This window comes from Aliiglaciecola sp. M165, from assembly GCF_007197995.1.
Classification (GTDB): domain Bacteria; phylum Pseudomonadota; class Gammaproteobacteria; order Enterobacterales; family Alteromonadaceae; genus Aliiglaciecola.
The window spans coordinates 174,897-187,281 of the sequence record NZ_VKKH01000004.1; the positions used below are offsets into that span (position 1 = coordinate 174,897).

13 protein-coding genes and 1 tRNA gene are annotated in these 12,385 nt (G+C 42.8%); 4 read left to right on the top strand and 10 right to left on the bottom strand.

Going from position 1 to position 12,385, the window contains the following annotated elements; translation table 11 throughout:
- Positions 1–150: 150 nt before the first annotated feature.
- The 5 genes from maoP to orn all read right to left on the bottom strand — a co-directional run bounded on the left by maoP (position 151) and on the right by orn (position 6,148).
- A complete protein-coding gene (gene maoP, locus FM019_RS08140) occupies positions 151–537 on the bottom strand; it encodes a DUF413 domain-containing protein (protein ID WP_143835429.1) in 387 nt (128 codons plus the stop codon).
- A gap of 170 nt (positions 538–707) precedes the next feature.
- On the bottom strand, positions 708–1,196 hold the full coding sequence (locus FM019_RS08145) for a DUF4442 domain-containing protein (RefSeq protein WP_143835430.1): 489 nt from the start codon (positions 1,194–1,196) through the stop codon (positions 708–710).
- 124 nt (positions 1,197–1,320) lie between these two features.
- A complete protein-coding gene (locus FM019_RS08150) occupies positions 1,321–4,674 on the bottom strand; it encodes a TonB-dependent receptor domain-containing protein (RefSeq protein WP_143835431.1) in 3,354 nt (1,117 codons plus the stop codon).
- Positions 4,675–5,411: 737 nt separating this feature from the next.
- A tRNA-Gly gene (locus FM019_RS08155) sits at positions 5,412–5,487 on the bottom strand.
- Between the two features lie 115 nt (positions 5,488–5,602).
- A complete protein-coding gene (gene orn / locus FM019_RS08160) occupies positions 5,603–6,148 on the bottom strand; it encodes an oligoribonuclease (protein WP_143835432.1) in 546 nt (181 codons plus the stop codon).
- Between the two features lie 118 nt (positions 6,149–6,266).
- Between orn and rsgA the strand changes: the two genes are divergently transcribed.
- From rsgA to FM019_RS08180, 4 genes are all read left to right on the top strand, one after another.
- Positions 6,267–7,298 carry a small ribosomal subunit biogenesis GTPase RsgA gene (rsgA, locus tag FM019_RS08165; RefSeq protein ID WP_143835433.1) on the top strand — a complete coding sequence of 344 codons (1,032 nt, stop codon included), beginning with the start codon at positions 6,267–6,269 and terminating at the stop codon, positions 7,296–7,298.
- 115 nt (positions 7,299–7,413) lie between these two features.
- Entirely contained in the window at positions 7,414–8,274 is an 861-nt protein-coding gene (asd, locus tag FM019_RS08170) for an archaetidylserine decarboxylase (protein WP_143835434.1), read from the top strand.
- Between the two features lie 5 nt (positions 8,275–8,279).
- Positions 8,280–9,146 carry a DMT family transporter gene (locus FM019_RS08175; protein WP_143835435.1) on the top strand — a complete coding sequence of 289 codons (867 nt, stop codon included), beginning with the start codon at positions 8,280–8,282 and terminating at the stop codon, positions 9,144–9,146.
- A 29-nt stretch (positions 9,147–9,175) separates the two neighbouring features.
- Positions 9,176–9,874 (top strand): glycerophosphodiester phosphodiesterase family protein, encoded by a 699-nt coding sequence (locus FM019_RS08180; RefSeq protein ID WP_143835436.1) that lies wholly within the window; start codon positions 9,176–9,178, stop codon positions 9,872–9,874.
- A gap of 4 nt (positions 9,875–9,878) precedes the next feature.
- Here FM019_RS08180 and FM019_RS08185 read toward each other — a convergent pair whose 3' ends face one another.
- The 5 genes from FM019_RS08185 to FM019_RS08205 form a co-directional block, all read right to left on the bottom strand.
- Entirely contained in the window at positions 9,879–10,256 is a 378-nt protein-coding gene (locus FM019_RS08185; RefSeq protein WP_260681595.1) for a MerC domain-containing protein, read from the bottom strand.
- 201 nt (positions 10,257–10,457) lie between these two features.
- The gene (locus FM019_RS08190; RefSeq protein ID WP_143835438.1) at positions 10,458–10,847 is read right to left on the bottom strand and encodes a hypothetical protein; all 390 of its coding nucleotides are present in this window, start codon (positions 10,845–10,847) and stop codon (positions 10,458–10,460) included.
- A 60-nt stretch (positions 10,848–10,907) separates the two neighbouring features.
- Complete coding sequence (locus FM019_RS08195; protein ID WP_143835439.1) at positions 10,908–11,246, bottom strand: VOC family protein; 339 nt, start codon at positions 11,244–11,246, stop codon at positions 10,908–10,910.
- A gap of 13 nt (positions 11,247–11,259) precedes the next feature.
- Positions 11,260–11,784 carry a DUF4199 domain-containing protein gene (locus tag FM019_RS08200; protein WP_143835440.1) on the bottom strand — a complete coding sequence of 175 codons (525 nt, stop codon included), beginning with the start codon at positions 11,782–11,784 and terminating at the stop codon, positions 11,260–11,262.
- Positions 11,785–11,880: 96 nt separating this feature from the next.
- Positions 11,881–12,378: a response regulator transcription factor gene (locus FM019_RS08205; protein WP_143835441.1), complete on the bottom strand. Its 498-nt coding sequence runs from the start codon at positions 12,376–12,378 to the stop codon at positions 11,881–11,883.
- Positions 12,379–12,385: the final 7 nt, after the last annotated feature.

Consider the following 12,385-nt stretch of genomic DNA (forward strand, 5'->3'; position numbering starts at 1 on the left):
TGGACTATACGTGACAGATTAGGAAGATAAAACAGCAAAAGGCGATAAAGTGAGATACGTATCCCAATATACAGCTTTTTTAGGACAAGCATCCTATTTTGAGACAATTTCAAGCTATATATTAGGATATATTTACATTTGATTTACAAATTAAGAGCTCTCGTCATCTAAATCCACCTCTAGCTCAAGGTCGTCATCTTCTATGTCTGTATCGTCATCCTCACTCACTCGGGTTGGCTTATTGCCATAAATGCTGCCTAATTTAGGACGATTAATACGTTTTTGGTATTTTAACCAAGCTCTTTCTGCAATCGTCTCTGGCTCCGCTTTTCCATAAGCAACCATGAGAAAGTGCTCATCCTCTGCAGACTCGGCAGATATTTGGCCATCCACCAAAGCGGCAAGCAAAGCACCAAATTGACTGAGTGCTTTGCTTTCGTTAATCGAAAAATCTCCTGAACGAGAAAAACCATAAGGATAGTTTTTAGCGTCGTTGAAGATGCGTTTTGTTAAAGATTCTCTTGAAACATTTGCCATTAGTGAACATCCCAAAATACAAAATAACTAAAAGAGTAAAGCGTCGTTTTCAGCCTGTTATTTAGAATCAAATTGACCTTGTGTCAATAAAAATCACATGACATTTTTGTGTCGAAACTCAACCTTAAACAGCGACCCGTTATTTTATAAGTTGGTGAGGTTCAAAAAGTTTACTTTTTAGGCACCCATGCCCAGATCATTTCTGCTTCCATTGGGGTGATGTTGGCACCATCTGTAATAGTCACTTTTACACTCACCTCGCCTTTAGGTTCTTGTTGCATCAATGCTATTTGTTCATCTGTTAGACTCGCTACCGCTATAATGTCACCAGAACAGCGCTTGACGTAGTTCAGGTTCATTGTCTTTATCAATGGTAATTTGTCTCCTGGCAGATTGATTCCTACGATAAAACCGGTCGCAGATTCAGCTAAGAGCGCCATAGTCGCCGCGTGCACAGTACCAATGTGATTACGTACTTTACGAATGTTCTTTTGTTTAAAGGTAACTTGCTTGCCGTCGGTTCCGAGAATATTAACTCTCACCGTACCCGCTAATTTCACGGTGTGCCGAAAGACCATGGTCATAAGAAATGAACTCAGCCATGTTGGATAACCATTAACTTTGTCGACGAATTTTCTAAGCGGATTAGCAACTGCCATAATAAAACCTTTATTATTAATTTATCTGGTTGGACCACTAGAAGTCTGAACCTTTCTTACTAAAGTTTCAAGCACAAAAAAAGCTCGGCGATTGCCGAGCTTTTTGTTACACCTGTGTGATTAACTATATTTTCACATTGAAACCCAAGAATGCATATCGGCCAACCGCACTTACTGGGTAAGCATAGTTGGTGATAAATGGCTTTTCGTCTGTGATGTTATTCAACCCGCCATAGACTTGCAGTGACTCATCAATATCATAACTAAATGATAAATCATGTACCCACATTTCATCCTGGAATACAGAATCTCCATACAAGGATTGGGCGGTTTCGATCTCTAAGAAACCAAGTAGCATTTCGTCAACATATTGGTTTTGCAACGATAGACGCAAGCCTTCGTATTCCCAAGACAAGGTGACATTACCTGCCAACTCTGGACGACGAATTTCGCCTAGTTCAGGATCAACTTCTGTTAGATCAAGTGGGTTGGTGAAATCATCCAACTCATTAACCTTAGTGCCACCAACTTTGATCTCAAATTCATGAGCATCGATATCAAATTCGTAGGCTAACGAGAAATCGTAACCACTGGTTTCACGTTTTGCGAAGTTAATTGATACTGATTCAATGAAGTTGAAACCGCCATTAGCAGGGTTTCTCGATAATAATGAACAGAACTGTTGATTCAAACTATTACCTTGGAAACACCCGTCAGCAATGTTTTGCCCACTGACCGCGTTGATGGCATCTTCAATTGAGATGTCCCAATAGTCGATACTTAAACTAAAGCCTTCCAAGAAGCTCGGTGTGAAAACAAACCCATAAGAGGTTGTTTCAGCGGTTTCTTCTTGAAGGTTGGGGTTACCACCCGTTATCCCACCAAATGCAGCGGTTAATGGATCAGCAAAAACATAATTACCTGCTCCATCAGTTGGATCGAAGCCAATGCCCTGGAAGAATGCTACACAGTTGGCTTGTGTGCTATTAGCCAAGTCTGCCTGTCCACCGTCACGTAATGCTTGCAATTGCGCCGCATCACAAGGGTCAGTTGGGCGGAAAGTGGTTCCAGTACGCGGCCCAAACAACTCGGTGATATTCGGTGCACGTACAGCCTCAGACAAGTTAACGCGGAATCGTAAGTCCTCATAAGGTGCCCAAACGACTCTAGCTAACCAGGTAGTCGTGGTGCCAATAGTAGAGTAATCAGAGTAACGCGCAGCTAAGTCTAGCGTCAGTTCTTCTGCACCCGGTGCTCCTTCTAGCAGTGGAACAGATAATTCGGCAAACACTTCTGTGACGTCATAATCACCGGTTTCATCGATGGTTAATGTAGCGGGACGGAAAGTCAGTTTGTTATTGTCCGAAACCGTGTTTAGAAGTGTTCCTGCAGCAAATGGGGCCCCCTCAGGAATGACGCCTCGTTGCCAAGGGTCAAAGCGCGCTTCAGACTCTTCTTTTCGGTATTCCGCACCCACTGCGAACGCAATTGAACCTGCTGGCAATTCAAAATATTCTGACGAATCACCGGCTAAACTTGCACTGAGAATCGTCTGTTCAAGGGTGATTTTGTCACGTTCTTGAACGGTTACCCAATCGACTGCCTCCTGGGTAATACCTGTAGCCCCAGCCCAGATATTTAGTGGTACACAGGTACCGTCTCCAGGAGTGAATGAGAAGTATCCCGGGTCGTATGTTGGAATATCGAAAGGTGTTGTTTGTGCTTCAGTTGTTGGATCGACTTGCGAACGACAGGCTACTTCGCCGGTAGCGGGATCAGTCACTGCATCTATCGCTGCAAAGAATCTATCGTTAATGACGGCATTATTGCGCGTGGTTTCCAGGTCAAATCGACCATAAACAGCACTAACTTCATAATTGAAATCGTTATCTAAAACACCTTTGATTCCACCAACAACACGAAAGGTTTCGCGTTTGTTTTTGGTATCACCATCTCCAATGGAGATCGGGTCAATAGTAATACTCACGCCGCCAGTTGCTCGAGCTGTATCTTGAATAAAAGTAGGTAGATATGGGTTATCAGGCTTACCTAGCAATAAATCCCAGAATGATGTGGGCTGAGCATTGTTTTCAACCTCTTGCGCAGAGTATTTTATACTGCCATAAATCTGCGTATCGTCATTGATATCATATTTAGTTAGCAAATTGACAGTGATCTTCTCTTCGGGGATCAACAAATAGCTATCTGCGCGTTGGATAGTATCAAATGAATCTCCTCCGAAACCTTGAGTGGCACTAGACACCAAACCATCTTGAGTAGGGCGAACTGTCCCGTCTGCCAACACTGTCCAGCATCCACCAATTGCGCCAAAAGACTCTGTGCCAAAGACAGACTGGTAACCTGTCGATGAGTCGTAACAATCTGGCACGCCGTTGTTATTTAAGTCGATCGGGGTATTGGGGTCAAAGCCGTCAAATGTAAAAGCGTTGCCCGGAACGATTAGCCCGTAACCAGAAGTGAACGGGAAAGTCCGGCCAGGCAAAACAGCCCTTTGCGGCGCTGCTGCAGCCGCAGAGATAAAGTCTAATTCAGCCTGGGTTAAATCAGGATCACTGCCAAAGGCAGCGTTATAATCTTCGATAAAGGCGTCAGCACTGCCGGGCACCGCTAAACCGAAAGAAGAACGATCATTGGCAGGGCTAAAGAATTGTGCAAAATTCGGCATATTGCTGGCTTGAATATCACCTTGTTGAAAACGTTTTGCTGGATTAGTCCAATCTCGTCCCGTTCCCACGAATAGGCCTTCTTCACCGCGATCAGAGGCTTTTAATCCATCATTACTTCCGTACTCGACGCTGATAACCACATTACCTTTGTCGTTGTCGAACGACTCACCAAATAGTGCGCTGATTTTGAACTGTGACGCATCCCCTTCTGAAGAAGTACCTGCTTGCGCATCAAACTCAAACCCTTCAAAGTCGTCTTTGAGAATAAAGTTAACTACACCGGTTACCGCATCCGCTCCGTAAACGGCCGATGCACCACCGGTTAATACTTCTACGTCGCGTATTAAGTTGGTTGGAACTGAACCAATGTCCACGGCACCAGAACCTTGCGCACCGCCCACATGGCGCTTGCCATTGACCAATACAAGCGTTCGGTTAGCACCGAGGCCTCTTAGATTTAACACGTTAGCACCATCGGCCAAACCTGCATCACCGACGTTATTGGAATTTGCAGTCCCGGTAGTTGTTGATGAAAACAATGCGGGAATATCGTTGACAACTTCGGAAATATTAAACTCACCAGAAGATCGGATGTCTTCTGCTGAAACCGATTGTATGGGTGCACCAGAACCGATATTCGCATCACGGATGATGCGTGACCCAGTAATGGCTATACGCTCTACATCTTGTTCTTGTGCTGCGGCGTCCTGTGCCAATGTGCTAAAGCTTGTTCCAGACATAGCTAAGGCTAATGCCGACAGCTTCAACATCGGGTTTTTATGGTATTTCATTGTGGTCTCCTACAACATGGCGAAAATGCCAAATTTGTTGTTAAACAGTTGTTGTGTATACGTTTTCTTATTTTAATTATTATTATTTTATTTCTGTCACTACCCGTACGACCGATTGGTTCTCGCTAAGCAAACGGTGATTCTTTGTAACCCTCTCCACAAAAGAAGAAGCATGAATCATGCCTGATTTCGCATCACCACGTGAGTTAAACAAGTGATAATCGAGTTAAAAATGAATAATTATTCAGTTCACTCGCACACAAGTGCAAAACTTCACTGTTTCAAGCCCATGTGCGCACCAACAAAGTGCAGCAGGCTTGTTTGAAACATAGCATGTTTCATAAAAAAATCACAAATTTCCCAAAAACGTGCACGAAAGCACCAGAAATGCTCAACGAATATGTGACTAATCATTCAATACTAAGAATTTAGTACTTTTTTTTTGAGTAAAAACAGGAAATTAACTGTGCATGATTATGCAAAAAGTGCATTTTCAGCAAAGAATCATGATTGATTCATAATTAACCCTGACTACAAGCGTGTTTATCCAAATTCGAATTCTCTCAAATCAAGATGGGGTGGTGTAAACAAAGGCGAGTATGATGACCAAATAATGGAATGAAAAAATTGAGCGTGCTAAAGACTAAAGATGAATCGCTGACAAGCACCCAAGATTTCGCTGATGAAGTGAAAGACTGTCTGAAATTGTGGGTTCAATTTTTTTGGATTTAAAAATTTGGAGCGGGAAACGAGACTCGAACTCGCGACCCCGACCTTGGCAAGGTCGTGCTCTACCAACTGAGCTATTCCCGCATAGAGGTGGTGCTAAATTTCCGTATATTTGGTGCGGTTCATCCTAAACCGGGTGCGCATTTTACAAAAATAATGACGCGAAGCAAGCGTTATTTTTAATTAATTTAACTAACGCTTAAATATTAAACACTTGGCGACGATAAAAAGCCATTTCTTCGATGGATTCACGAATATCGTCTAGCGCCTGGTGCGTGCCTTTCTTTTGAAATCCATCTAGCACTTCTGGTTTCCAGCGCTTGGTTAGCTCTTTAATGGTACTGACATCAATACTTCTGTAATGAAAATAATTTTCAAGAGCTGGCATGTATTTTACTAAAAAACGTCTGTCTTGGCCGATAGTGTTGCCACATAAGGGTGATTGTCCAGAGGGAACATACTTTTCGAGGAAAGCGATGGTTTGATCCACTGCTTTTTGCTCATTGACTTTGCTGTCTCGACACCTTTGCGTCAACCCTGACTTACCATGAACATCAATGCACCACGGGTCCATGTTATCCAATATTTCATCACTTTGTTTTATCGCCAATACTGGACCTTCAGCCAAAATATTTAGATTCTTATCCGTGACAATGGTGGCAATTTCAAGGATCACATCGGTTGCGGGATCCAACCCTGTCATTTCAAGATCAATCCAAACCAAATTTTCATTATTGATAGTCATCAGCAGGCCCTTTATAAGCGTTTATGAAATCCTCACCAGCAAGTGATAGAATGCCTTTCATATTTCTTATTGAAGTTAACATGTAAGTGTTTTCTGAAACAATACAGTATTTTATAACGTGGCAAAAAAACCCAAGTTAACACATAAACAAAAACGGCAAGTATCAAGCAACCGTAAAAAACGTCTATCATCAAAAGACACCTTTAGCGACGACGAACAACTTGGTGAAAGCCGAGCAGGTGTTGTCATTGGTCGCTTTGGTAAGCATGCAGATGTAGAAGAGTCTTCCGGTGTCATTACAAAGTGTCATATCAGACGCACTGTAGACAGTGTGGTATGCGGAGACAGAGTTGAATTCCGCCCCGGTAAAGACGCCTCCCAATCGGTTAATGGCATAATTGAACTTGTGCATGATAGAGATTCAGTGTTAACACGCCCCGATTTTTACGATGGAGTGAAACCGATAGCCGCCAATATTGATCAAATTATTATCGTCAGCTCTGTACTGCCTGCATTATCACTCAATATTATTGATCGCTATTTAGTGGCCTCCGAAGATGTCCGGATCACACCCATCATACTGTTAAATAAGGTTGAACTGCTTGATGAAACATCTCGAAAAGAAGTCAACCAACAACTAGATATGTATCGAGATATTGGCTATCAAGTCATGTTAACCAGTTGCAAAACCGGTGAAGGCATAGATGAATTGACAGGGTTGTTGAAAGACAAGATAAGCGTCTTTGTCGGCCAGTCTGGTGTTGGTAAATCCAGTATTGTTAACCAGCTACTGCCTGATGCAGACGAAGCCATTGGTGAAATTTCTGATAATTCAGGACTTGGCCAACATACCACTACAGCAGCAAAACTGCTGCATTTTCCACAAGGCGGTGATCTTATCGACTCCCCTGGGGTTCGAGAATTTGCTTTATGGCACCTACCCGTTGAAAGTATAACCAACGGGTTTGTTGAGTTTCGTGACTATGTAGGCGGCTGTAAATTCCGCGATTGCAAGCACCTTGACGATCCAGGCTGTTTGATAAGGCAGGCTGCGGAGCAAGGGGAAATCGACATGTTACGTTATGACAGCTACCACAAGATATTGGCTTCAATGCTGGAAAATAGGCCAAACAGGGTTATCCCGCTGTAAAGGATTTTGCAGTGGGTAATACAACAAAAAAATTATGAGTTAGACCGACAGATTCTCACACGCCAAGTCAAAAGTAAGATACAATCTCGGCGGTTTTAATTTGGAGTTTCCGACCTTGATAAATTGGCTAAAAATTAAGTTTCAGTACATGTTGCCTAAACACCTTCTGTCTCGTCTTGTGGGCAAACTGGCAGCGGCTGAAGCAGGTTCCTTAACCACGTCATTAATTAAACTTTTTATTAAGCAGTATGACGTTGATATGTCAGAAGCCAAAAATCCAGATCCCGCGTATTACCGCACGTTTAATGAATTCTTTACTCGCGAACTAAAAGACGGCGTCAGACCCATCTGTTCAGAACAAAATCAGCTAGCGATGTCCGTTGACGGGACAGTAAGTCAAATTGGCGATATCGACTTTGATACAATCTTTCAAGCCAAGGGTCACGATTTCAGCTTAACAACGTTGTTGGGTGGGAACCCAGATTTGGCAGAACCATTCAAAGGTGGGAAATTCGCCACCATTTATTTATCTCCTAAAGATTACCATCGCATTCATATGCCTATGGATGGAGTTTTGACCGATATGGTTTATGTACCTGGTGATTTATTTTCGGTAAATCCCCTAACCACAGAAAACGTTCCCGGTCTGTTTGCCAGAAACGAAAGGGTTGTATGTATATTTGATTCACCCAAAGGTAAATTTTCAATTGTATTGGTCGGTGCAACGATTGTTGCCAGCATCGAAACAATATGGGCAGGTACAGTCACACCGCCTGCTGGCAAAAATGTACAACATTGGCGCTACCCCGCAGATAGCGAAAATACTGTAAGCCTTAAAAAAGGGGAAGAAATGGGCTTATTCAAGCTCGGCTCTACAATCGTGGCTTGTTTCGAGCCAGGTATGGTTGAATTTAATGGTCAACAAAGTGGCGATGTAACGAGACTAGGTGAAGTTTTTGCGACGCTGAAAGACTGATCAGCGTGGACCCAGTAAAAAAAAGCCTCTGGTCGTTACACCTAACTGTCATCCTACTGGGTGCGACGGCCTTAATGTCTAAAATCATTCCTTTGTCTGCCACCGATATCACGTTTGGTCGTTCAATTGTGGCATTTGTGGTTTTGGCACTGATTGTCAAACTGTCTGGGACCCGATTACGTCTCAAATCTCTGCGAGATTATGGTTTTGCTATCGCACTAGGCTTCTTAATGTCCGCACACTGGGTCACCTATTTTGCCGCAATGCAATACTCTTCGGTGTCAGTAGGCATGATCGCATTATTTACTTTCCCGGTAATCGCAGTGCTATTAGAGCCTTTTTTTGAAGGGATCCGGCTAGTTTGGCAAGATCTTGTCAGCGCGTTGGTTGTCTTCTTAGGAATTTTCTTGATTGTGCCAGAGGTTTCGCTGGAAAACGACGTTACTCTGGGGATTCTGATTGGTGTTTTTTCTGCAATTTTGTACGCCCTAAGAAATCTATTTCATCGCAAGTATTTCTCGCATTATAGCGGGGCGCATGCCATGACCTACCAAACTCTGGTCATTTTTGTCAGTCTGTTATTCTTCGTTTCTGAAGATTTGTTTGTTGCCAGCAGTGAAACCTATACCTGGTTGATTGTACTAGGAATTTTCTTGACCGCCCTGCCCCATGCAATGATAGCGGCGAGCCTCAAACATTTGCGTGTCAAAACATTTGCTCTGGTCGCTTGTATGCAACCCCTTTATGGTGTGATTTTGGCGATATTGGTTTTAGACGAAAAACCCAATTGGCAAACTTTTGTTGGTGGAATACTGGTAATATCCGCCGCAATTTACGAAACTGTTAATGCTCAAAAATTACATCGCAAATAATATACCTTCGCGCGATCTAAGGAGTCATTTTGCTCGTTTTTGCCCATCGAGGTGCCAGTGCCATAGCGCCTGAAAATACGTTATTGGCGATTTCTGCTGCCGTTCAACACAACGCAGATGGTATCGAATTTGACGTTTACCAACACGGCAATGAATTTATCCTGATCCATGATTGTTGGTTACACCGAACCACCGACGGCAGAGGCAATATCTACGATTTTACACTTGCAGAGCTACAGGCATTCAATGCTGGACAGGGTGAAAAAATCCCTACCTTGGCACAAGTGTTGACCCGAATTTCTGGTGCATGCCAAATCAATATCGAAATGAAAGGCGTACAAGACGCTCAAGCAATCTTGTCTTACGTTAATCAAGTTGTTACTGAGCAACACATTCCTGCAAATAACATCATCTACTCCTCATTCGATCATCATTTACTGAAAGAAATAAAATCGCTTCAACCCGACGCACGGATAGGTGCACTTACCGCTAACAAACCTCTGACCTATGCAAAATTCGCAGAAGATTTACAGGCGGAATATATGAATGCAGATGTCACCTTTGTCGATCAGGCATTTGTTGAAGATGCCCATGCTAGAGGACTAAAAATTGGTGTCTACACCGTTGACCAAGCACAGGATTTGGCGCGTCTTAAAAGTTGGGGAGTAGATATGGTATTTAGTAATCACCCAGCAAACGCTAAGCGGATCATTAAAAATTTAAAGTAGGTGGTTAGTGCGCAGAGCTGCACTCTTGACACGAATTACAACTTTTACATAACTTAATATTCAGTACGTGTGCGGCAACGATAAGCAACGCGCCGAACCCTATCGTCAATGGTTCGTACGCTTCACCAAACATATCTTTATTCCAGTAGACCAGACCGCCAATCAACAGACTGTAAATAGGATAAAGCTGACGATGATAACGGTAAAAGCCAGAAAGCAACGCCCAAAACCCAATGATCATGGATAAAGACAATATGGTTTTTTCAAACCAATCTTCTGCAAAAAAAGAGGCGCTTACAAAAGGCAAAACAGGGATCAAAATGGGCAACAACAAACAATGCAAAGCACAGAGACTGGATGTCCAGATCCCTACCCTATCCATTATTGATTTGCGTTGTATTTGTGCCACGAAATGTTTCCTGATAGCCATCTTTTGTAAAACGGACGTTATAGTATAACATTTCGTGAATTTTGCAAGCCTTTCTTACTTGGATTATCGCACTCTAGATCTATTGTACTGGGTTACTAGTATTGCCAATTGGGAAAAGCAACACCAATTGTGATAGGCAATGACTCCATAGGACTATTCCCCCAACAAATCGCGAAGCTTCTGCTCTGCGATTTGCGCTGGGGTTAGGTTTTGTTGCTGTTCGCTTGACGTATTTGCTTCTGAATCAGGCTCCTCGCCAAACAGCGCAGCGAGTTGCGCTTTGGCCTTTAGCGCTTTTTGATTTCCAGTCACTTCAAAGTTTTGGCCTGAAGGAGAAAAATAGTCACAAAAATTCGCTTTTTCTCTATCGCTGACATGTTCGGCGCGAGGTTCATTGCACCCTCCCCGACCATCGTACTCTTTACACATTCTGCAAACATGTTGATCGGCGCCACACTGCGGGCATTCCTCCCGTCGCGACATCGGAAAAATAACGTCTGTCAGTTCAACGCCGCACTGCCAGCATGACAAATCATTGTGCATAATCAGGGTCCAGAAATAGATCTTGTCTCAATCTAAATCAACAATGTAAACGAAACAAGCTTATTGGTGCTGATCAAACATGATGACATTTCCATCAGGGTCTTTCATGATGAAATGAGCGGGGCCACTCTCTCCTGTCGTGGCAGTTTCTATTTCATGACCTTTGCCCTTTACATGGGCTTCAATCGCTCTGGCGTCTTTCGGATTAAAAGTCAGAATATTGTGATCAAACATATCCTGAAAAAGGCCGATTACCACCTCGCCTTTCTGCAAAATTAACCATTTATCTTCAATTCCTCCGCACTCTTCATGTGTCACAAAGCCAAGATCTTCGTAGAATGCTTTCGATTTAACGATATCCTTAACGGCTAAGCTGACAGAAAATTGTCCTAATTCCATATTAATTCCTCTTTCAATTGTTTGGTTGGTCTTTCATCGCGATGGCTGTCACTAAAGTGAACAAAACGCCTATCAAAAACACCGTCATAAACATCACGAACAAATAAAATAGCTGACTGTTCATCAAATCAGAGTAACTTGCTAGCTCTTGAAGTTGCCTGTCAATTGTTGCAGCGTCTTCGCCACTTTCACGGATCTGTTGTTCTGAATACTGTAAATAAGTTTGAAGAAAACCTGGCTCGAGCACGTTGACATAAAGCCAATTGTAAAGAGCAAAAAAGAGTCCGCCAATTGCACTCACACCTAACCCAACTTTAAGCCCATCTGAAAACAGCATGGGTTGCCCTTCTTTATTGACCTTATATTGTTTCGTAGCAAAATAAATACTGATTGAACTGAGCACCATGACACTGTAGCCAGCAATCTCACTTTTGGTGAAATTTTCAGGAGATGTGCCGATCAGAATATAGGACAAGCCAAATCCAACCATCAGTGCGAGACCATAATAACACCCATAGCGAACAACGAGATTGCCCATCTTGTTTTCCTTACAGATACGATTTTAAGTTGTGCTAACTATAGCTAATTGTTTTGAAAATGTAGGAGTGAATTTAGGGTGAAAAACGGGTGGTTTTCATTTCACCTGAACGGGTCGATTTTCAAATCCCAAATCTTGAGCTTTAGCGACCGCCTCGGCACGGTTTGCCACAGATAGCTTTCGATAAAGGTTTTTAAGGTGTGTTTTGATGGTGTTCACAGAAACATGTTGTGAATCCGCTATTTGCTGATTACTCATGCCGGCGAGCAACCCTTGCAATATTGTTCTTTCTTTGGCCGTCAAAGGTTCTTCAATTACCGTTTCGCTGGAGCGCTTGATGTCCGGTTTATCCATCTTTACTTTTCTGGTTTGCAACCATCCAAGACCTGTCGCTATCCCAACAAGAAGGAAAAATACCGCCAACAATCCAGTGTATAACTCCATACTGAAACGATAGGAAAACAATTGATATTCAAGGGTTTTAACTAACACTAGACCTAAACTGAGGATAAGACCGTAACGCAAGATCAAAGGAATGTTACGTATTCGCTGCAAGATTTCTTGCCAGATCGATGCTTTAGCTTCTTTATTCATGAACAAG